The sequence below is a fragment of the Brevibacillus sp. SIMBA_040 genome, from assembly GCF_046535075.1.
Taxonomy (GTDB): Bacteria; Bacillota; Bacilli; order Brevibacillales; family Brevibacillaceae; genus Brevibacillus.
This window is the reverse complement of sequence record NZ_JAWRXI010000001.1, coordinates 435,648-457,608: the sequence shown is the minus strand read 5'-3', so window position 1 is coordinate 457,608 and position 21,961 is coordinate 435,648. Positions and strand designations below refer to the sequence as shown.

Annotated in this window: 22 protein-coding genes; 20 read left to right on the top strand and 2 right to left on the bottom strand. The window is 47.8% G+C overall.

All coding sequences use genetic code 11. The features are described from left to right. Nucleotides 1–288: 288 nt before the first annotated feature. The 3 genes from SB752_RS02280 (at nt 289) to SB752_RS02270 (ending at nt 3,921) form a co-directional block, all read left to right on the top strand. Nucleotides 289–2,214, top strand: coding sequence for a heavy metal translocating P-type ATPase (locus SB752_RS02280; protein WP_410714116.1), 1,926 nt, complete (start codon nt 289–291; stop codon nt 2,212–2,214). 516 nt (nt 2,215–2,730) lie between these two features. Continuing rightward, nucleotides 2,731–3,459, top strand: a complete 729-nt coding sequence (locus SB752_RS02275) for an amino acid ABC transporter ATP-binding protein (protein ID WP_410714115.1) — start codon at nt 2,731–2,733, stop codon at nt 3,457–3,459. Then, nucleotides 3,460–3,921: a cupin domain-containing protein gene (locus SB752_RS02270; protein ID WP_410714114.1), complete on the top strand. Its 462-nt coding sequence runs from the start codon at nt 3,460–3,462 to the stop codon at nt 3,919–3,921. Nucleotides 3,922–4,001: 80 nt separating this feature from the next. Here the strand turns inward: SB752_RS02270 and SB752_RS02265 are convergent, their stop codons facing one another. After that, on the bottom strand, nt 4,002–4,703 hold the full coding sequence (locus tag SB752_RS02265; protein WP_410714113.1) for a polysaccharide deacetylase family protein: 702 nt from the start codon (nt 4,701–4,703) through the stop codon (nt 4,002–4,004). A 143-nt stretch (nt 4,704–4,846) separates the two neighbouring features. On the opposite strand from SB752_RS02265, the gene SB752_RS02260 reads away from it, so the two are divergent. The 7 genes from SB752_RS02260 (at nt 4,847) to gcvH (ending at nt 10,064) form a co-directional block, all read left to right on the top strand. Then, nucleotides 4,847–5,659, top strand: a complete 813-nt coding sequence (locus SB752_RS02260) for a DUF2797 domain-containing protein (RefSeq protein WP_410714112.1) — start codon at nt 4,847–4,849, stop codon at nt 5,657–5,659. Nucleotides 5,660–5,837: 178 nt separating this feature from the next. After that, a complete protein-coding gene (locus tag SB752_RS02255) occupies nt 5,838–6,731 on the top strand; it encodes a hypothetical protein (protein ID WP_410714111.1) in 894 nt (297 codons plus the stop codon). A gap of 61 nt (nt 6,732–6,792) precedes the next feature. After that, nucleotides 6,793–7,149, top strand: coding sequence for an arsenate reductase family protein (locus SB752_RS02250; protein ID WP_410714110.1), 357 nt, complete (start codon nt 6,793–6,795; stop codon nt 7,147–7,149). A gap of 2 nt (nt 7,150–7,151) precedes the next feature. Next, a complete protein-coding gene (locus tag SB752_RS02245) occupies nt 7,152–8,339 on the top strand; it encodes an aminotransferase class I/II-fold pyridoxal phosphate-dependent enzyme (RefSeq protein WP_410714109.1) in 1,188 nt (395 codons plus the stop codon). A 183-nt stretch (nt 8,340–8,522) separates the two neighbouring features. Then, the gene (locus tag SB752_RS02240) at nt 8,523–9,071 is read left to right on the top strand and encodes a peroxiredoxin (protein WP_103104196.1); all 549 of its coding nucleotides are present in this window, start codon (nt 8,523–8,525) and stop codon (nt 9,069–9,071) included. A 100-nt stretch (nt 9,072–9,171) separates the two neighbouring features. Continuing rightward, the gene (locus SB752_RS02235; RefSeq protein ID WP_410714108.1) at nt 9,172–9,624 is read left to right on the top strand and encodes a redoxin domain-containing protein; all 453 of its coding nucleotides are present in this window, start codon (nt 9,172–9,174) and stop codon (nt 9,622–9,624) included. A gap of 59 nt (nt 9,625–9,683) precedes the next feature. Further along, the gene (gcvH, locus tag SB752_RS02230; protein ID WP_103104198.1) at nt 9,684–10,064 is read left to right on the top strand and encodes a glycine cleavage system protein GcvH; all 381 of its coding nucleotides are present in this window, start codon (nt 9,684–9,686) and stop codon (nt 10,062–10,064) included. A gap of 151 nt (nt 10,065–10,215) precedes the next feature. Here gcvH and SB752_RS02225 read toward each other — a convergent pair whose 3' ends face one another. Beyond that, nucleotides 10,216–12,270 (bottom strand): methyl-accepting chemotaxis protein, encoded by a 2,055-nt coding sequence (locus tag SB752_RS02225; RefSeq protein ID WP_410714107.1) that lies wholly within the window; start codon nt 12,268–12,270, stop codon nt 10,216–10,218. Nucleotides 12,271–12,568: 298 nt separating this feature from the next. On the opposite strand from SB752_RS02225, the gene SB752_RS02220 reads away from it, so the two are divergent. From SB752_RS02220 to sufC, 10 genes are all read left to right on the top strand, one after another. Beyond that, entirely contained in the window at nt 12,569–13,003 is a 435-nt protein-coding gene (locus tag SB752_RS02220; RefSeq protein ID WP_049741733.1) for a hypothetical protein, read from the top strand. 27 nt (nt 13,004–13,030) lie between these two features. Further along, complete coding sequence (locus SB752_RS02215) at nt 13,031–13,423, top strand: VOC family protein (RefSeq protein ID WP_049741732.1); 393 nt, start codon at nt 13,031–13,033, stop codon at nt 13,421–13,423. Nucleotides 13,424–13,678: 255 nt separating this feature from the next. Beyond that, on the top strand, nt 13,679–14,011 hold the full coding sequence (locus tag SB752_RS02210; protein ID WP_410714265.1) for an SCP2 sterol-binding domain-containing protein: 333 nt from the start codon (nt 13,679–13,681) through the stop codon (nt 14,009–14,011). 62 nt (nt 14,012–14,073) lie between these two features. Beyond that, a complete protein-coding gene (locus SB752_RS02205) occupies nt 14,074–15,228 on the top strand; it encodes a M20 peptidase aminoacylase family protein (RefSeq protein ID WP_410714106.1) in 1,155 nt (384 codons plus the stop codon). Between the two features lie 44 nt (nt 15,229–15,272). Continuing rightward, nucleotides 15,273–15,407 (top strand): hypothetical protein, encoded by a 135-nt coding sequence (locus SB752_RS02200; RefSeq protein ID WP_410714105.1) that lies wholly within the window; start codon nt 15,273–15,275, stop codon nt 15,405–15,407. Between the two features lie 139 nt (nt 15,408–15,546). After that, on the top strand, nt 15,547–16,269 hold the full coding sequence (locus SB752_RS02195) for a response regulator transcription factor (protein WP_410714264.1): 723 nt from the start codon (nt 15,547–15,549) through the stop codon (nt 16,267–16,269). Continuing rightward, complete coding sequence (locus tag SB752_RS02190) at nt 16,266–17,759, top strand: HAMP domain-containing sensor histidine kinase (RefSeq protein ID WP_410714104.1); 1,494 nt, start codon at nt 16,266–16,268, stop codon at nt 17,757–17,759. Before SB752_RS02195 ends, SB752_RS02190 begins: the two co-directional genes overlap by 4 nt. Beyond that, nucleotides 17,746–18,828 carry a LolA family protein gene (locus tag SB752_RS02185; RefSeq protein WP_410714103.1) on the top strand — a complete coding sequence of 361 codons (1,083 nt, stop codon included), beginning with the start codon at nt 17,746–17,748 and terminating at the stop codon, nt 18,826–18,828. The genes SB752_RS02190 and SB752_RS02185 overlap by 14 nt, the downstream gene beginning before the upstream one ends. A 358-nt stretch (nt 18,829–19,186) precedes the next feature. After that, nucleotides 19,187–20,770, top strand: a complete 1,584-nt coding sequence (pckA, locus tag SB752_RS02180) for a phosphoenolpyruvate carboxykinase (ATP) (RefSeq protein WP_410714102.1) — start codon at nt 19,187–19,189, stop codon at nt 20,768–20,770. Nucleotides 20,771–21,153: 383 nt separating this feature from the next. After that, nucleotides 21,154–21,942, top strand: a complete 789-nt coding sequence (sufC, locus tag SB752_RS02175; protein WP_410714101.1) for a Fe-S cluster assembly ATPase SufC — start codon at nt 21,154–21,156, stop codon at nt 21,940–21,942. Nucleotides 21,943–21,961 lie beyond the last annotated feature (19 nt).

Below are 21,961 nucleotides of genomic sequence, written 5' to 3'. Positions count from 1 at the left end.
TCATCCCTTAGCATGAGCCGTCCTCGTCATAGTTACGCATGGGACAGGCACTGGAAAAATAGGGATTGACGAAAAATAATTGTCAAATTAGAATAACTATAAAATTATTTCCCTAGTACAAAAGAATTCGCCTAGGTGAAGATATGGATATTCATTATCAATTGGGATGCTGTTGCCTTCGGGCAGCAGCTTCCACTGTTTTTACGGGGGAAATAAGTCTGATTCTCTTTCTCAACCAGTTACTCGATTGTCCGTTCCACGACTCTGTACAAAGGGGAGAGGGTAGCAATGATGCAAAAGATTGCCATGATCGTGTCTGGTGCAGGTTTGCTTGTAAGCTGGCTTTACGGAGAGCTGTGGGGACTTAGCCCGTCCTGGCTGGCGGTTATATTATGTGGTGTTCCAATCGCTTGGGCTGCACTCAAAGAGCTGATTCATGAACAAACGATTAATAGCGATGTGCTGGTTACGATTGCGATTGTGGCGGCTGTCGGGATCGGAGAAATTTTTGCTGCGGGTGAAGTGGCTCTCATCATGATGATTGGGATGTGGCTGGAGAATAGGACCGTTGCAAGAGCGGCGTCGGCTTTGGAGGAAATGGTGCAGCTGGCACCTCAAACAGCCAGAGTGAAACGCAACGAGGAGTGGGTAGAAGTATCGCTAGCAGAAGTAGTGCTCGGTGATCTGATTCTGGTTAAACCGGGCGAGAAAGTACCTGTCGATGGTGTCGTATCCAGCGGGGAGGCTGCCGTGAATCAGGCGGCTTTGACCGGTGAATCATTGCCCGTTGAAAAGCACTCGGGTGACGAGGTGTTTATGGGCACGATCAACACAAATGGCATCATTGAGGTTTGTGCCCAGAAGATAGGGGATGAAACGACTTTTGCCAATATAACGAGACTTGTAGCGGAAGCGATGGAAAGAAAAGCACCAGTGCAGCGCTTGCTTGATCGCTGGGCAGCGTGGATCGTTCCGAGCAGTCTGACTTTGGCTGTTTTGATGTATGTATTCACAGGTGATTTGGTTCGCGCGGTTACAATTCTCATTGTCTTTTGTCCGTGTGCACTGGTGCTTGCTACGCCAACGGCTATTATGGCGGGTATCGGCAGCGCAGCGAGGCACGGTATTTTGATCAAAAGCGGCGTGGCGCTGGAGCAGATCGGTCTGGTCAATGCATTACTGTTTGATAAAACAGGTACACTCACAGAAGGAAAGCTGCAGGTTACCGGTATTGCCAGACAGTCGCATCAAGCGCCAGAGGATGTTCTGCGTCTAGCTGCAGCTCTGGAGATTCATTCGGAGCATCCGGTAGCCCAGGCAATCGTCAGAGCGGCAAGCAAGAGAAATATGGAGATTCCGGAAGCAGAGTCGTTCCTCGTACATCCTGGAAACGGGGTGTCCGGTCGACTGGAAGGGAGAGAGCTGCTTGTAGGGAATCAGCGATTTTTTGCTGCAATGGGGGTGGCGACGAAAGAATTGGAGCACATCCAGGAAGAGCACGAGCAAGCAGGGCATACGGCTGTATTTGTGGCAAGGGATGGCGAGCTGATCGGGATGGTTTCGCTGGCAGACCGAGTACGTGCCGAATCGCGTGAAACGATTGACAGACTGCACCTGCAAGGTGTGGGGGATATTGCGATGCTGACTGGCGATAACCGCGGGGCAGCTGGACAAATCGCCAAGCAAGCAGGGGTGGCGACTGTATATGCAGAGCAATTCCCTGAAGCAAAGTATGAGCGTGTAGAGGAATATCGTAAGCGCGGCCTGATTGTTGGCATGGTCGGAGACGGCATCAATGATGCACCGGCTCTGACCTCAGCTCACGTCGGGATTGCCATGGGAGCAGGCGGTACCCAGATCGCCGCAGAGGCTGCTGATATCGTCATCATGACCGACGACGTCTCCAAAGTCGCCGATGCCGTCCAGCTCGGACGCAAGACACTGCGTGTCATCCGCGAAAACCTGATCATTTCCAGCGCCATCAATGCTGGAGCAATCGCCCTTGCCATGACTGGGCTGCTCGGTCCCGTAGGAGGAGCATTTGTCCACAACGCAACCTCCGTCCTCGTCGTCTTAAACTCTGCTCGCCTCATCCACTACCTGGGACAAAAGCAAAAGAAAAAGCGCAAGACCCCGCCAGCCGAATTATGTGAATCCTGTACGATCACTTGCATGAGCAAAGGCACTTGCAAATTGAGTGCTTCAAAAGCGTAAGGAAGGACTTGATGAATAGACCAGAGATTTTGGATCGTTCTCTGGTCTTCTTTTTGCTTAGCGGAATTTAGCTCTGAACGTATGGAACCATTCTATCTTAAGCAGTGAACAACCTTCTCAAACAAGCACGGCGAACTTTACTATCTTTTTGGTTTTGGAGACCCCCGAACAAAACCAAAAAGATAGTGAGAGGAAACCGGAGAAAAGGCGAAGCTCTTTGGGGCACCTGCCAAGCCGTAATGGAAAAAGCGAAACACGCCTTTAAGCGTCCACCTCTGAGAAGCCCCTTCGAACCTCTACTTTGGACGCGGTTTCGCTTTTGCAATGAAGGCGGACAGGCATGACCCGTGAAAGTGACCCAAGAAGCTGGAGCATTTTCTCCGGTTTCCTCTCCTTCACTATCGCCCGACGAACATGCTTTTTATTAACGACTGATAATTCATGCAATTTACCGAATATTACGGTACACTATAAGAACAATCGAAACCGAAAACTTCGAATAAAGGGGGAACGTCCTTGATCATCCAAGTGACGGACTTGAAAAAAAATTACGGAGAACTCCAAGTACTAAAAGGAATTACCACCCAAATCGCAGAGCGAGAAGTCGTCTGTGTCATCGGACCATCTGGCTCGGGAAAAAGCACCTTCCTGCGCTGTCTCAATCAGCTGGAGGAGATGACCAGCGGACGAGTTGTCATTAATGGAAACGATTTATCCGATCCCAAGATCGACATCAACAAGGTACGTGAAGACGTAGGGATGGTATTTCAGCGATTCAACCTCTTTCCACATAAAACGGTAATCGAAAACGTCATGCTCGCTCCCATCAAAGTACGCAAAATGCCACAGGATCAAGCCCGTCAGCAAGGCTTAGCTCTGCTGAAAAAGGTAGGTCTCGAAGACAAAGCAGATGTGTACCCAGAGAAGCTGTCAGGCGGGCAAATGCAGCGGGTTGCGATCGCACGTGCACTGGCGATGAATCCAAAGGTCATGCTATTTGACGAGCCGACATCTGCACTAGACCCGGAGCTGGTCGGAGAAGTGCTGACAGTTATGAAAAATTTGGCGCAGGAAGGCATGACCATGATCGTCGTCACGCACGAGATGGGCTTTGCCAAAGAGGTGGGAGATCGGGTAATCTTCATGGATCAGGGTGTCATTATGGAAGAAGGAAAACCTGCGGACATTTTTTCTGATACAAAAAATGAAAGATTGCGATCCTTTTTGGGAAGGGTGCTGGCATAAATGAAAGATCCAAAACCACTTCATTTGAATCAGGTTCCAGCAGATTTCGTCGAAGAGGACAAGAGCATGGCAACCCTTTACTTAGGGGACGCGGCGGGCAGTGAAAAGCTCTATGCAAATATCGATAGGGTGCAGCCTGGAGCGAAAAGCACCAAATATCACACACACTCGCTGCAAGAAGAGTTTTTTATGATTTTGGCGGGTTCAGGTATTCTGCGTTTGAATGGTGAAGAGTACCCTGTCACAAAAGGAAGCTTTGTAGCCAAGCCTGCGGGAAAAAACATTGCTCACCAATTAATCAATACGGGCGATGAAGTACTGGAGATTCTCGATGTTGGCACAAAAGTCGAGAGAGACGTAGCGTACTATCCAGATGAGGATGTCTACTTTTTGCGAAAAGAAAAAAAGATGTTCAACGGAACCGAAGCTCTCCTGAAGTGGGATTCAGAGCCGAATAAATAGAAGTATACAGGCCAAATGAAGTGTGAGGGCACCAAAGGCATCGTTCGTGGACAAGCCTCAGGTGCCCTACTTCATGTTGTCTACTTGGCGGAATCCAGCAGCTGGCTCACTGTAACAAAGCGATAGCCTTGGGAGCGTAAATCAGTGATCAGCTCTTGCAGAGCGGCTACCGTTTGCCTCTGATTGAGTCCGCCATCATGAAACAAAATAATGTCGCCTGATGAAACCGAGCTTTTCACGCTTTTGGCGATGACGGATGCTGTTCGGGCCAACGACCAGTCGCGGGGATCGATTGACCAATGAATCACGTCGTAGCCACTCGATTGAACAGCATTCATCACATCATGTGTCATCACACCGCCAGGGGGACGGTAATATTGGGCGAGGATGCCAGTCGTTTTGAGAATGGAGCGTTCCCCGAGCTTGATGTCCTCGTATACCTCATGCTCCGTCAGCTTGTTCAGGTCATGATGATAGTAACCGTGATTGCCGATTTCATGACCTGCTTTGTAAATCCACTGCATCACCTTGGGATGCTTGTCCACTTGTGATCCGAGTACAAAAAAAGTAGCTTGTACCTTGTTTCGATGAAGCACCTCTAAAATTTTGGGGGTGTAAAAGGCATCTGGCCCGTCATCAAACGTGAGTGCGACTACTTTCTTTTTCGTATCAATGCGGTGGATCGGCTCATAGGTCGGAAGAAGAGGACTAGCTCCAGCGGGTAAAATGGCACAGCCAAGAAGGCAGGCGATGAATAAGGCGCAGAGGACGCCGCGACGCATAACCTTCGCCTCCTTCCATCTAGGTATAGCTATAGGTTCACCCCCCGGTAGGGAAAACATGCTACCAAAAGAAAACAGAGGTCAGTGATGGAGATTGATATGATAAAATGAAGGGACCGTACATAGGAGAGGAGAGAATTTAAGTGGAACTCCGCGGTATATTACATGGACTTACCCACGAGTATCACGGGAAGGACAAGCCGGTCGACTATTATTTGCAGATCGGTGAGGAGCGCATGCCGCTAAATGAGTGGCTGGGCAGTGAACTAAGCATTTCCTATCTGGGCGAAAAGAACTGTATCGCCTGCGGCCGCAAAACGAACAAAACATTTAATAGCGGGTACTGCTACCCTTGTTTTACCAAGCTGCCGGAAAATGATTTGTGCATCGTCAAGCCGCACGAATGTCATTTTGATTTGGGGACTTGCCGGGATGAAAGCTTTGGCGAGAAGTATTGCATGATTCCCCACTATGTCTATCTGGCAGTTTCCAGTGATATGAAGGTTGGTTTGACACGCAAGCATAATCAATTGAAGCGTTGGGTAGATCAAGGAGCGATTCGCGCCATTCCGATTGCAGAAGTCCCGACCCGTCGCATGGCAGGAGAGCTGGAATTTCATCTGAGCCAGTTCTTACCCGACAAAACAAACTGGCGCAAAATGCTCAAGGGCGATGTCAAAGAAATCGACCTGATTGCCATGCGTGACGAAGTATATGGCCACTTCCCGGAGGAATTCAAAGCATTTCAATACCGCGAAGATGAATGGGTAGATATTACGTATCCAATTTTGGAGTCATTGGATAAAATCAATTCAAAGTCTCTAGACAAGGAAGAACAGCTGGGTGGCCGTTTGATTGGCGTAAAGGCTCAGTACTTGATCTTTGAAAACGGCGTTTTTCAGACGAGAAAGCACGCAGGCTATCAAGTCGAGATCAAAGCGACCCATTCTGCATAAAGTAGCACGACTGGTGCTGAGGCAATAGAGCCTGATTCATTGCTAACGAGACTGGAAAAACAATCACATAAAACAATGTAAAGCATAAGTGAACGACAGCCAGAGAGTAGGAGATGGCTGTCGTTTTTTTATTACACGGCAAACAATTTCCATATAATAAGGAAAGGGAGAAGGATGCGTGCGAATTTGGGGACTCTCTGTTGTCGTAGCGCTGCTATTTTTGTCCTTGGTGGGCGGAGGATTCTATTTAGGGACGTTGCAAAAAGAGGGGGAGGTAGCCAAGCTGCAACAGAAGGTTTTGAATCTTCAAAAAGTGCTGGCAGTAGTCGAAGCATCTGTAAAACAGAAGGAGACACCAGTGTTGGCTGCCGTCCCAACCAATGAGCAGATCAACAAGCCCAAGCTTGATCCAGACCGGGATGGTTTTGCGAAGGCATTCGAATGGACAGACGACAAGGGAACAGGCTATACGTACAGTGACGAACAATTGACAGCATTGCAGCAGGATTCGCAAAACCGGGATTATAAGCAGGTGCTTAGACGATTTTTTGAGCAGGAATTGAAAAAAGAAATGGAAAGCTTTCAAACAGTAGGGTCTACTCTCAATCCTCGCCGCTTGCTGGTTGTCACAACTGACAACGACCTTTACGAAATCAGCATGAAAAAAAGGTACACCCATGATCAAATCTGGACCGTGGAAGGCTCCAACACGCTGTCCGGGATCGAAAAACCAAATGAAGCCGAGCTTTATCACCTTTTGAAATTGGATGAGGCAGATGAAGAAGTACGAACATGGGCAAAAAGCTTATTGGCAATCCCAGAATGGAAAAGCGAATGGATGCGAAAAGAAGGGAAAACGTATGTCTTGATCAAAACTTCGAATAGCGAAAGCGACTCGGTAGAGCTGGAAAGCGTACGTGTGTGGGTTGAAGAATTGTACGTGGACTATCAGGCGCTTGAGTACGGAACAGGAGCAGATCCTGACCTAATGAACGATTACATCCTAATGGAAGTGCCATTCGAAGGCTCGCCCGACGTGACGTTTCGCAAAACCGTTTTCGTTGTCGAGTAGATTTTCTTCTTTTACAATAGACATAAGTACAATGACGTGATGAAAAGCGAGGAATGAAACGATGAAGGCCTATTTGTACAACAAATGTGATACTTGCCGCAAAGCAAAAAAATGGCTGACCGAGCAAAATATCAGCTTTGAGGAAATTGCGATTGTCGATGCCCCGCCTTCCAAGGAAGAGCTACGCACGATCTGGAAAACAAGCGGGTTGGATCTGCGCAAATTTTTTAATGTGAGCGGTGTGCAGTATAAAGAGCTCGGCCTAAAGGACAAGCTGCCAAACATGACCGAGGATGAAATGCTGGAGCTGCTTTCCTCAAACGGCAAGCTGATCAAGCGTCCACTACTGGCAAGCGATAACACCGTTACGCTCGGCTTTAAACCAGAGGAGCTGGAAAAAGCCTGGGGTGGCAAATGATGATGAGCCGCCAACCTTCCAAACGTCTGGATAAGTTGTCAGCTGCTATTTTTTCGGAGATGGCAGCCCGTAAACGCGAAGTGGCTCAGAAGCGTACCGTCTACGATTTAAGTATTGGAAGCCCTGATCAGCCACCAGAGCAGAGCCTTTTGGATACACTTCTGGAGGCTGTGGTGCATCCTGGGGCGTTTGGCTATGCGCTCAGTGAAGGGACGGCGGATTTCCGTGCGGAGGTAGCGCGGTGGTATCAGTATCGTTTTGATGTCGAGCTGGAGCCTGACCATGAGGTACACTCATTGATGGGCTCACAGGACGGGCTGGCGCATTTCGCGTTGGCATGGACAGACCCGGGCGATTTGGTACTCGTGCCCGATCCTGGCTATCCAATTTACGAGGGAAGCGTCCATCTGGCAGGAGCGGTTCCCTATCGGATGCCGCTGCGGGCAGAAAATGACTTTTTGCCTGATCTGGAACAGATTCCGGAAGACGTAGCCAAACGGGCGAAATTCATGATCCTCAACTATCCAAATAATCCGGTTTCGGCTGTTGCGACCGTATCCTTTTTCGAAAAGGTCGTGGCATTTGCCAAGCGGCATGACGTCATCGTCGTCCATGATTTGGCATACTCCGAAATGGCTTTTGATGGCTACAAGCCGCCTAGCTTTTTGCAAGCCCCTGGTGCCAAGGATGTCGGAATTGAATTTAATTCCTTCTCCAAAAGCTTCAACATGGCTGGATGCCGGATTGCTTATGTAGTGGGCAATGCCGAGATTATTAAGCCACTGGCAGTAGTAAAGTCGAACGTGGACTATGGAGTATTTTTACCCGTCCAGCGAATGGCGATTGCTGCCCTGAAGCAAGACCGTGAATCCGTTGGACAAAATATGGTTGGTCCCATTTATCAGGAGCGCCGCGACGTGCTCTTGGCTGCCTTGGCCAATGCCGGATGGGTGATTCCACCGCCAAAGGCAACGATGTTTGTCTGGGCGCCTGTGCCACAGGGCTGGACCTCGCGTGAGTTTGCCTTTGCGCTTTTGGAGCAAGCGGGAGTCGTCGTGATTCCGGGCAGTGCTTTCGGAGATGAAGGGGAGGGCTACGTGCGCATCGCCCTGGTCCAGACACCGGAAATACTGAAGCAGGCAGCGGCAGCGATTGCCGACTCGGGCATTCTTTTGCAAAGAGTAGAATAGATTGCCTGCAAATCGGTTAATCTATTTTTTGGGTGAAAATGGCTGACCAAAAAGCTAATATCCTCTCTAATTGAAAAACAATTACAGGTTGAAATGATTCCTACATTGTATTGACTATAAAGTGAATACTTTGATATCATGGGACATGTAGGCAAGAACATATTCCTAAGGAGGTTTTACATAATGGCACAACGTCTAATCGGGCTTCCAGCTCCAGACTTTACAATGGAAACAGCACTGGGTAACGGTAAAGAATTCGGAAAGGTTTCCCTGTCCGACTACCGTGGCAAATGGCTGGTACTGTTCTTCTATCCACTGGACTTCACTTTCGTTTGCCCAACCGAAATCATCGCTATGAGCGATGCAATCGAAGACTTCGCTGATCTGGATGCAGAAGTACTGGGTGTATCTACTGACTCCGTTCACTCCCACCGCGCTTGGATCAACACTCCACGCGACCAAAACGGTTTGGGTGGCCTGAACTACCCATTGGCTGCTGACTTCCTGAAAACTACTGCTCGTGACTACGGCGTACTGGATGAAGAAGGCGGACAAGCTTACCGCGGTCTGTTCATCATCGATCCAGAAGGCGTTCTGAAATATCAAGTAGTTACTGACCTGAACGTAGGTCGTTCTACAGACGAGACACTGCGCGTGTTGCAAGCTCTGCAATCCGGCGGACTGTGCCCAGCTAACTGGCGCCCAGGACAAGCTCAACTGTCTGCTAAGTAATTACTTGCACGTACGCAAGGAAATAGAAGGGTCTAACATTTAGCTGTTAGGCCCTTTTTTTTAACCTAAGCTAAAATAAAGAAAAGGGGTTGACCTATCCATGCGTTTGCGCGAAGAATTGCCTGATTTCCCTGGGATTACCGAATGGGTGAATGGACAGGTGACCAAAGCAGAATTGGCTGGTAGCCCGGTTTTGGTACACTTTTGGTCTGTAAGCTGCTACATGTGCAAGGAGTCCATGCCGAGCATCAACGAATGGCGTGACAAATATGCAGCAAACGGATTAAAAGTAATCGGTATTCACATGCCTCGTTCTGAAAAAGATACGGACATCGAAACGATCAAGCAAACGATTGCCGAGCACAACCTGACACACCCGATCGCCATTGATAATGATATGAAGACAGTGGATGCTTTCCAGAACGAATACGTCCCTGCCTTTTACCTCTTTGATGAAAACCTTCAGCTTCGCCATTTCCAGGCAGGCGAGAAGGGTCTAAACCTCGTGAAAAAACGTCTGTTTAGAATTTTGGGGATCGAAGAGGAATCCTAGAATGTTCGTCTAATTATGTATGTGTAATGGATTGTACCTGATAGGAGGAAATGTAAACGATGGAATTCCCAAAAAACCTACGTTACAGTGAAGAGCATGAGTGGGTGCGAGTAGAAGGAAACAAAGCTTACATCGGAATCACTGCTTTTGCTCAATCAGAGCTGGGTGACATCGTGTTTGTTGAGTTGCCTGAAGTAGGGGCAACCATTCAGGCGGATGAGCCATTTGGCAGCGTAGAATCGGTTAAAACCGTTTCTGAACTGTACGCTCCTGTAACTGGCACAGTACTGGAAGTGAACGGCAACCTGGAAGATGCTCCAGAACTGGTGAACTCCTCGCCGTACGAGCAAGCATGGATGATCGTCGTGGAATTGTCCGACGCAGCTGAGCTGGATAAGCTGATGGATGCAGACAAATACGAAGCGATGGTAAAAGAATAGGAAACAAAGCGAAAAGCCGGGCGATCAAGCCACGGCTTTTTTTGTGCGGATGAGTCGTTATCCCTTGAAGCTGTCTTGCCAGTTTAACATTCCCCGAAAAAATACTCCCACTTCTAAATCTTAAGATATGGATTGCTCTTTGCATGAGAGCTTAGCTCAGCTTAAATGTGCGGATGGCATCGTTCATCTCTTCTGCCATTTTTGCGAGCATGGTCGCAGCTGCGGAAATTTCCTGCATGGACGCGTTTTGCTCTTCCGCTGCGGCGGCAACGGTCTGCGAATTACTTGAAGATTGCTCGGCTACCTGAGAAATGTTGTTTATCGCAGTAACGATCGTCTGCATTTGCTGACTGATTTGACGCATTTCCGCAGAGACCTCCTCGGTGCGATCGAACAATTGGGCAGCAGAGCCTGTAATTTGTTCAAAAGCTGTCCCGGTAGACTGTACGAGTGAGATTCCTTCACCAAGAATGGTCGATCCATGAGTCATGGCGCTAATCGCTGATTCTGTATCGCGTTGAATATCTGCAACAATGGTGCTTACCTGTTCGGCTGCGGAGCTGGATTGTTCAGCCAGCTTGCGGACCTCGTCAGCGACGACAGCGAAGCCACGTCCTTGTTCTCCTGCACGTGCTGCCTCGATCGCTGCATTCAGCGCCAAGAGATTGGTTTGGGCTGCAATCGTCGTAATCAGGGAGATCATTTGCCCAATTTCCTCAGAGCGGCGTCCCAATGCATTGACGATGCCTGCGGTCTGATTCATTTGCGCGTGGATAACATTCATATGTTCAACTGTTTTCACAGCCATCTGATTGCCCTCAGCGGCTTGACGATTTGTCTCAGCCGTAGAGCTGCTGACTTCCTCGATGCCTTTTTCCATGACGGAAATATGCTGAGCGATTTCTGTGATGACATCGCTTCCCTGGTTAGTCGCTTCCACCTGTTGTTCGGTACCGTAGGCAATTTCCTGAACAGATTGGGCGATTTGCTCGGTAGCTCTGCTGGTTTGTTCGGCACTTGCCATTAGCTGCTCGGAAGTGGCTGCTACCTGCTGAGCACTGTAGCTGACTTGACCCAGCGTCTCGCGAAGGGTGGTTGTCATTGCGTTGAAGCGATTTGCCATGACGCCCATCTCATCCACGGTCTTGATATCCATGGAAGCAGTGAAGTCTCCATTGGAAAGAGCATGTGATAGCTGATTTGCACGGTCGATTTGTTTCGTCAAATATTTACTGAAGAAATAAATGACAGCGATCAAAATCAACAGTCCAAACAAACTCACAGCACAAAGCTGGTAGAACAGGGCGCTAAGCGGAGCATTGAACTCATCCTCAGGCATGACGAGAGCAAGTGTCCAATTGGTTTGCGGGATTTTTTGAAAATAAATGCGATTGACGCCGTTATCTGCGGTAAAGGTCTTTATCCCTTCTTGTTCTGCAAGCAAAGCTGCTCCAGCTTCCGCAAAGGATGTATTTTCCTCGGTTTGAATCGTTTTGTGCATGAGCTTTTCTGATTCAGGATGGGACAAGTACTGTCCGGATTTATCCAGCAAAAACGCCCAGCCTGTTTCACCGACTTTTGTTCCTGAAACCGTTTTTTGTATGTCCGTTAGCGTAATATCGTCTGTAGCTACACCTAGCAGCTTTTTGTCCGCCGTGTAAAAAGGTGCGACGACAGTCATCATCGAAACTCCTGAAACATCGTCAAAATACGGCTCCGAATAATCTGTTTTGTTTTTGGTTCCGATCCCGACCTTGTACCAATCTTGATTCGGGTAGTTGTAGGAAGCGGTGCTGTAATCGTAGGTGATGCGTACCTTGCCGTCTTCCTTTGTTCCATAGGTGGCGACGTATTGCTTATTCGGATCAAATGCGTACGGTTCCATGAAAATACCCATACCCACGGAGGTTTCGTTAATAAGCACGGTTTTGGTAAGCAGGGAATCCAGCTGTTCCAACGAATAAGTAATAGGTGTCATTTCGATAAAGCGAGCCATGCTCTCGGTTACTTTGCTATGTTCCTCTAGTTGGCCTTCTACCTTGTCACTGAGCAAGTCGAGCTGGAAGTTCATTTTGTCACTTAATTCCTTGTTCAGCAGGGAAACTGAGAATAAAAATGCAATACTCATGACCAGAAGCAGAGTAAGAATAATGACTGGCAATGTGATCGTAAGTGTACGTGCACGCAAGCTTTTAAACCGATACATAAACTAGCTCCTTTTTAGTGTAAGTAGATGACTAACTATTCCCTATATCGGCATTCATAAAACTTTTTTATATCCCTTTAGGAAAATGTAGGAAAAATTTCAAACTAATCAGAAAACATTGCCGGGCACAAGTAAATTCGAGTACAATAGGAAGACAAATTGACAAAATCTTGTTACCAATAACCTACTGGTATCATTTGCGGGTAGAGAGTTAGATGGATAATGGGCTACAATGCGAATACAGACAGAGTGTCGCCGAGACAAAAGCGGTTGTTTGGCGAAGAAGGAGGGAGACTAAATGAGTTTTTGTTGTGGTGCTGGAATGGTTGGTTCCGTAGGGTCAGTCCGTCATTATAAAACACTTGTTCACAATGTCCCCATCATGTTTTGTCCTGTATGTGACAGAATTGAGGTCCATCCCGGTATTGAGGGAGAGTACGAAATTTTAGTAGAATATGCACAAGGAGATCAAGCTCCTGAAGTTGATTTTGCCGACTTTGTGAGTGTTGACAATACATCGGAGTTGTTTGAGAATTGTACAATGACGGATGAGGCAGCCAGCTTCGCCGATGTACTAAAGCAACAGATCGACGTTTCGCTTGATTTGCTGCGAGTAGCCAAGGAGCTGGGGGACGATGAATGGCGAGAAGCGCTCATGATTCGTTTGAGACGTTTAAGCGAGAGGCTGAAGCAGTACAATAAACGAAAGCAAATGTCGCAGAAAAGCGCATGACCAGAGTTGACGTGGGAGGCAGTGTGAATGTTTCATTTGAAAGGCGTTCACCATATCGCATTGAATTGTAGCGATGTCGTGAAGGTAGCTCGTTTTTTTAAAGACATTTTGGAAGTTCCCATCCCGGAAGAGAACATGGTGGAAGGAGCGCCTGTCTACTTTCAAATTGGCACATACACACGGATTGGTCTTCATCCACATGGCGGTGAGGAAGGCAAGGGTGGAGTCGGTCAGGTAGACCACCTCGCTTTTTCCGTAACGAGTCGTGCGGAATTGGACTATCTGGTGGATAAGCTGGAAGCAGAGAATATCTGTTATCGCGGACCTATCACGCAACCAACCAGCTATAATCTATACTTTGAGACCCCGGATGGACATCATTTGGAGGTACGGTTAGATAAAGACGAGTTTGACGAATAAGAATAGCAGTAGAAATGAAAGGCATCTGCCCGTTGAGGCGGATGCTCTTTCTTTTTTTGAACGCATCGGATTCTCCTGTTTCCTCCCCACCACTGAAGCCACGAACAACAGCAAAAAGCGCCCATGGGAAAACGTGTCGAGAAAAAGAGTTCTCCCCTGACAGGAGACGACAGGGGTTCTTACTACTCGCCAAAGGATTCGACCCGAGCAAAAACGAACCCTTTTGGGAGAGAGGGGTGGACGAACTTGGTCGGAATGGGAAGGCTGCTTACAGAAGTCGCAAACAGGCTCCAGAAAAAAACACATTTGCATTTAATGATGACAGGATGGGAACGACGGATTGGCATTGTCACGGAGGATACAAAGACACGCTGGCACCTGACGTTCTCCAAGGGGGGAGCCACCTGCGGAGCATGGACAGAGGAGCAATCGGCGGATTTAATTGTCCGGGGCGACGAGCGCCAGATGCAGATGCTGTTTGGCGGGGATGAGCTGGTATACGTCTTTGCCAGAGAACAGGTTCGGATCGTGGGTCCATTGCGCGATCAGTTAAAACTAGATGCAATATTGCGACTTACCTGCAAGTAAACAGTGGCTTGTAGCAGTACTATGCTATAATAGGAAAAAAGAGTGATTTGGGGGGTAGCGTCATGTCCACTGCTTTCTCTTTGAAACAAACGATACATACTCGTGAGCAACAGATTGCTGAAACATTCAGTCATTTGCATGCCAATCCCGAAATTAGCTGGAAGGAAATCCAGACTACTAGCTATTTGGTAGAGAGGATGCGCAGCTTGGGACTGCGTGTAACCACGTTTGATGATTGTACCGGGTTGGTTGCGGAGTGGGGAGAGGGAGGTCCTGTCGTAGGATTGCGTACAGATATTGACGCACTGTGGCAGGAGGTAGACGGAGAATGGCGTGCCAATCACTCCTGTGGTCATGATGCACATATGACGATGATCGTCGAAGCTGTAGAGGCTTTGGTCCAATCTGGCTATCAGCCGCCAGGAACATTGAAAATCTTGTTCCAGCCAGCAGAAGAAAAAGGAACAGGAGCTCTCAAGCTGGTGGAAAAAGGAGCCGTCGATAACGTCGATTATTTATATGGTGTTCACGTTCGCCCGATTCAGGAAATGCTGCAAGGGACGGCAGGACCTGCTATCTACAACGGGGCAGCCATGTTTTTATATGGAGAAGTTACTGGTATTTCCGCGCACGGTGCCAGACCTCATCTAGGAGTCAACGCAATTGAGGTAGCTGGTGCTATCATCTCAGGAATTAGTCAAGTGCATATTGACCCGATGGTGCCCGCGACGGCCAAAATGACGATGCTGCAAGCAGGCGGCGAGAGCTACAATATCATTCCAGATAAAGCGCGTTTTGCGATTGATATGCGCGCACAGACAAATCAGGCCATGGATGAGCTGGAGAAAAAGGTGCGACAAATCATTGAAGGAGTTGCCCTTTCTTATTCAGCGGAAATTGAGCTGCAGCGAGGCTCACGGATGGTGGCTGCAGAGGTGCACGACGAAGCCAAAAAGCTGATGGAGCTTGCGATTGTTGATGTGCTGGGCCAGGAAAATCTCAGAGCAGCGCCAGTCAGCCCGGGTGCTGAGGATTTTCATTTTTACACAGTGGAGCGCCCGCATATCAAAGCCACGATGCTCGCTCTCGGATGTGATTTGAAGCCAGGCTTGCACCATCCGCATATGCAGTTTGAGCATTCTGCAATGGTAAAAGGCGTAGAAATATTGGCACGTGTGATCGTGAGAACGTTTGAGCATGAAGCAGAACGTACTTGAAACAGAGAGGCTGTTGCTTCGCACATACGACACAGATGATCTAAGTGCGCTCCATGCCATTTGACCACCATGCCTCACGCAGTGCGATCGAAAAAATCGGGATGACAAAGGAAAAAGAGTATGACAATGCCCGAAACCGGAACATCCTGACCTTTTTGTATGCGATCGAAAAAGACTAAAAGAAGAGTACCCGTCTTTTGTGGAGACGGGTTTTTCTGTGTATATAAGCAGATTTGTCATTTCTAAAGAATTTATGAAGTTCCAAGAGAAGTGTGTAAGGGGACCTATAATGAAACCTGTACAGGAGGGGGGAGCATGATGGCCGAGGGGGTAAAGGTGTTGCTGGTAGAGGATGATCCTGAGATTGGACGCATTGTACGTGATCATTTACGAAGACAGGATTACGAAGTGACGTGGGCTTCCAGCGGGGCAGAAGGCTGGGAAGACTTCCAGACACAGTCCTACGACCTCGTTTTGATCGACTTGATGCTTCCGGAGATGGATGGCTTTACGGTGTGCAAGCATATTCGTCTGACGAGCCATGTACCGATTCTGATCATGAGCGCGCGTCATGAGGACGAAGCAAAGGTACGGGGACTCGACCTAGGGGCAGACGATTATGTGACAAAGCCATTTAGCTTGACGGAGCTGTCGGCTCGCATCACTTCCCATCTGCGGCGTTATCGTCGATACAAAAATGAGGACGGTCTAGCCAGGAATGAACAGAGTCGATATGAGTTTGAAGGTGGACTTACGATTGACAGCGAGAAAAAGGAAGTGTGTCTGAACAACATCCCAGTGGCGCTAACACCCAAAGAGCTTGGCCTTTTGCTGTTGCTTGCCGAACACCCTCATCGCTTGTTTACCAAGCAGGAGCTGTATGAACATATTTGGGGTCAATCCGACCTGGAAGGAAATGGAACGGTAACCGTGCATGTGAAAAGCGTGCGCAAGAAGCTGCAGGACGACAAGCGTGACTCCCGTTTTATCCAGACGGTTTGGGGGAGCGGCTACCGTTTCGTTGGTGAACCGATCTCATGAAAATCAAGAATTGGCTCATGTCCACCTATTTACTCGTCATGCTGCTGCCTGTTGCCGCCATTTCCGGGCTGTATTACGTCGTAAGCAAATATGATCAGCGCCAGGACATACGAGAGTACTTCCAAATATCTGATCGCATTTCAGAGATCGAAAAGGCGTTGCAAGACACATCGCTTTATCAAATACAGCCCAGAAGCCACTACGAAGCTTTGCAATCACAGCTGCAGCCGTCGGTAAAAATTGAGCTGTATCGCTATGACGGAATTACGTTGTATACGTCTGATGAAAATGGGATGCAGTTCGGGCTTATTCGAATTCCTCCTGATAAAATCTATCAAGATTTGTACGAGCTACGCAAAAGCAGTCAAACGTACTCCATTAAAAAGCCGGTGTTTGCTGATGGCAGGATGATCGGAATTTACCAGATCACACTGGCTAGGGAAGAATGGCTTACAGAAGTGAAAAATCGGACTGTTTGGCTTGCGTCTGCTTCTATCGCTTTCTTTCTGTTGTTGTATGTAGTAGTTGTATGGTTGCTGAACCGCAAGCTGAATCTGCCACTGAAACGCCTGATGGACAGGATGACCGCTTTTGCCGAGCATAAGCCAATCCCTCTATGGGGGCATCGCTCAACGGATGAAATCGGGGAACTGATCAAGCATTTTGAAGACATGCGGCTAAAGATGGAGCTGGCTAATCAGGAAGTGCTGGCAGGACAAAAGGAGAAGGAGTACCTTGTTGCAGCATTGGCGCATGATGTAAAAACACCACTCACGTCTATCCGGGCGTATGCCGAGGCTCTTTTTGAGCAAGAAGGGCTATCGGACAAGGAGCAAAAGGAGTACCGCAGCATTCTGTTCGAAAAGATTGATTATATGAAAGAGATTTTGAATGATTTGACGATCTATACAGCCCTGCGCTCTTCTGTCAGGGAGACGACCTTTACGGAAGTGGATGGAGAAGAGTTTTTTGAAATGCTGTTTGCCGGGTATGAAGAGCTCTGCTCCGGCAAGGGTGTACAGTTGCAAACCGAGGTGATCGTTTCCCATGAGCTTCAGGTGAATGCACGATATTTGATGAGGCTCGTTGATAATTTGTTTCACAATGCACTTGGCCACACCAAAGAAGGGCATTCGATCTGGCTTGCTGCTGTGTCTCCACGAGAATCCGTGCCTGATTGGGTGTTCGATTCATTTCGCAGCGAAATCGAGAAGCTCGGTCAACATGACCTGCTCCTGATTGTGCAAAACCAGGGCGAGGGCATACCGGATGAGCTGCAAAAGCGCATCTTTGAACCGTTTTTTCAAGTGGATGCAGCTCGTACCAAAAAAGGTGCCACAAGTATCGGCTTGGGATTGAGTATCGCCAAAATGATTATGGATGAGCACGATGGCAGTATTCACGTCTGGTCTGCCAATCCATATGGAACGACATTTGTGTGTGCGCTGAAAGTAGAAGAGAGAGGGATGTTGAGGGATGAAAGGATATAAATGGATCGGGGCAGTCAGCTTGGCAGCTAGCTTATTTACGGGCGGTTGTCAGGATGCGCAAACCTTTTCTTCAGATGATGTCGTGACCAAGATGCTGGAAGGAAACAAGGCAGTGGGATCTTATTATGCAGAAGGCATCATGAACGAATATGAAGGGGAGAAAAAAATCAGGGAATCCACGATTATGGAGTGGCATGATGCCAAGACAGGTAAGCGCCGGGTGGAGATCAGATCAGGCAATAACGTGACAAGCTCGGTGAATGACGGCAAACAAATCATCACGTATGATGAAGCCTTGAAAACGGCATTTCGTCTAGATGCAGCAGATATCGGTGAACTGGGGGCAGGAACTCCGAAAGAACAGCTCATTGGTATTCTGGATAAAGTCAAAAACACGCACAAGATTGAAGTGATGGGAGAAGACACGGTAATCAATCTGCCTGTTCATCATGTCAGAGTGACGATGCAAGAAAAAGGATCGCTATTTGGTGACATGGACCTGTGGGCCGACCAGAAGACATGGCTCGTATTGAAGTCCTCTTCTACTATCGGTGAAAACAAAGTTGAATTTGAATATACCAAGATAGACCAATCGCCTACATTCGATGAGAAAACATTTGTTCTGGACTTACCGCAGGATGTGAAAATAACATCGCTATCGGATATGAACCCGGCGAAGAAAGTAAATCTGGAGGAAGCCCAAGCCGCGATGAAAGCCCCCTTTTTCTATTGGGAAAGTAGCTCTGAGGTGGCTCTTGCAGGAATTGAGTTGAATGAGTGGAAGGGTGAAATAAACAGAAATGAGCTGACTCTCAACTATACAAAAGGGGAAGTGCCTTATTTCAGTCTGAGTGTATTTCCTACGCCAAAAGAGGGAATCGGTGAAGGGCTACTCGGAGAAAAGCCACTACAGATTCGCGGAATAAAAGGAAGCTATATGGAAGCAATACGCTCCATTATGTGGGATGAAAAAGGACTGCGTTACACGGTCATGCTCGAGCACCCTGATTTGACTGTAGAGCAGACGGTGAAACTGGTGGAAGAAATGAAATGGAGCGAAAAGAAATAAGCGGCGCCCCAGATGTTAACATGATAAACGCTTGAAGAATCGCGAAAAGCAATGAACGCGCTTGGACATCCTAGTTGTAAGAGGAATCCAAGCGCGTTTTTCTAGTTTCGGAAGGTTATTCACACATTCTCCACATGCGATTATAAAATTATGTAGCTTAATTGGCTAAATGTGATATACTAATTACAAATCGAACGACGATAAGAAAACCTTAATCGAGGTTTGCCACGGATGCGCGACCGCGTGATAATGGAAGGTTATTCTTGCAGTATCAGGATGATGTGCTCAAAGACTATCCTATCTGATACTGTTAAAAAGTCATAATAGGGATATATACTGGGAAGGAGATCGTTCACACATGGAAACCAACACGGTTCACAAGCTTGCTGACATTTTAGCAGGTACAAAGGTTAATTACAACCTGCCTGTGGCTCTTCTAGTTGAAATGGCAGTTAAGCGTGGCGAAGGGATTTTGACCGACAAGGGGGCGCTCAATGCGCTAACAGGCAAGTTTACTGGCCGTTCGCCAAAGGACAAATTTGTGGTGGACGAAGCTTCCGTACACGATAAAATCAACTGGGGTCCGGTGAACCAGCCGATCTCTTCTGAGAAATTCCAACTGCTTCAACAAGACATGCTCGAATTTCTGCAGACGAAAGAAGAGCTGTTCGTATTCGACGGATTCGCTGGTGCAGATACGACCTATCGTCTGCCTATCCGTATTGTAAATGAATACGCTTGGCACAATTTGTTTGCGCGTCAACTATTTATCCGTCCGTCTGCTGAAGAGTTGACCACACATGAAGCTGAATTTACTGTCATTTATGCACCAAGCTTCAAAGCAGACCCAGCAGTTCATGGAACAAACTCCGATACCTTCATCGTGCTGAGCTTTGAACAAAAAACCGTATTGATCGGTGGAACCGAGTACGCTGGAGAAATGAAAAAATCGATCTTTAGCGTGATGAACATGATTCTGCCAGAGCGCAATGTTCTCTCGATGCACTGCTCCGCAAACGTTGGCAGCGATGGCGATGTTGCTTTGTTCTTCGGGTTGTCCGGTACTGGAAAAACGACATTGTCTGCTGACCCGAACCGCTTTTTGATCGGTGATGACGAGCATGGCTGGTCTGATAACAGCGTATTCAATATCGAGGGCGGCTGCTATGCAAAATGCGTGAAGCTGACCGAAGAAGGCGAGCCACAAATCTGGAAAGCAATCCAGTTTGGTACCGTTCTTGAAAACGTGGATGTGGATGAAGTAACCCGCACCGCTGATTACGATAGCACGAAATACACGGAAAATACCCGTGCAGCCTATCCAGTAGAAGCGATTCCAGGAGCTGTAATTCCAGGCGTAAGCGGTCAACCTAATGTCATCATTTTCCTGACTGCTGACTCGTTCGGAGTACTTCCTCCAATCTCCAAGCTGACTAAAGAACAGGCGATGTACCACTTCCTGTCTGGCTACACTAGCAAAATGGCAGGTACAGAACGTGGCGTAACTGCTCCACAAACTGAATTCTCCACTTGCTTCGGTTCTCCATTCTTGCCGCTGTATCCGGTTGTTTATGCTGAAATGCTGGGCAAAAAGATCGATGAGCGCGATGTCCAAGTGTACCTCGTAAACACTGGTTGGACTGGTGGCCCAGTAGGCGTAGGAAAACGTATGAAGCTCTCCTATACCCGTGCAATGGTAACGGCAGCTCTGAATGGTGAGCTGGCAAATGTTGAATACGTAGCAGACGCAACCTTTGGCGTGCAAGTTCCAACTTCTTGCCCGAACGTACCGGCAGAAGTTCTGCAGCCGCGCAATACTTGGGCAAACACAGAGGAGTACGACAAGCAAGCTGCTGATCTGGCAAACCGTTTCATCGAGAATTTCCAAAAGAAATTCCCGAATGCAGCTGAAATTGCGCAAGCTGGTCCGAAAGTACAATAAGATTATTGAACGATAAATAAACGAGGCGGTTAGATACTCAGTATCTAGCCGTTTTCCTGTTAGGATTGGAAAAGACAGTACCAACAAAATGTTCTTTTGTCTTTTCACGATGCGAAAGCGTCATTTTTATGGAGACAATTGTGTGAAAAAAAGCTTTTAGGAGAAGTTGTATTCCAAAAAGTTACATGGGGAAAAATGTTTGGGAGCAGGCTGTTCGTCCAGGAAAGATGTAAGTACCAAAAACAGACTTTCTATATATAATGATATAAAAAATACAGATATGTTTCATTCCTTGATTTATAATTATTCTTATTATAAGATAGTTATTGAGAATGGATTGAGAATTTACCAACTCACTTTTGACGTGTATGGAGGGAATTCAGATGACAGCAGTACCGCATTTGCAAATAAAAAACCTTCGCGCCAAGATCGAGGACAAAGAGATCCTCAAAGGCATGAACCTGGAAATCAAGGGCGGCGAAGTGCACGCGATCATGGGACCAAATGGTACCGGTAAATCCACATTGGCATCCACGCTGATGGGTCACCCAAAATATGAGGTAACCGAAGGCGAAGTGCTGATCAACGGCGACGACCTGTTGGAAATGGCAGTAGACGAGCGCGCACGCGCAGGTTTGTTCCTCGCTATGCAGTATCCATCCGAAATCAGCGGTGTAACCAACTCTGACTTCATGCGTTCCGCGATCAATGCGCGCCGTGGTGAAGGAAACGAAATCTCTCTGATGAAATTCATCCGCGAGATGGACAAGAAAATGAGCGCGCTGGAAATGGACGATTCTTTCTCCCACCGTTACCTGAATGAAGGCTTCTCCGGCGGCGAGAAAAAACGTAATGAAATTCTGCAAATGATGTTGCTTGAACCAAGCATTTGTATCTTAGACGAGATTGACTCTGGTCTCGACATTGACGCTCTGAAAATCGTAGCAAATGGTGTCAACGAAATGCGTTCTGCGGATCGCGGCTTCTTGATCATCACGCACTACCAGCGTTTGCTGAACTATGTAAAGCCTGACTTCGTACACGTAATGATGCAGGGTCGTATCGTGAAGTCCGGTGGTCCTGAGCTGGCTGAACGCCTAGAGGCAGAAGGCTATGACTGGATCAAGGAAGAGCTCGGCATCGAGGACGAAACCGTAAACGCCAACGTGTAGGAAGAAGGAGGCAGCAGTG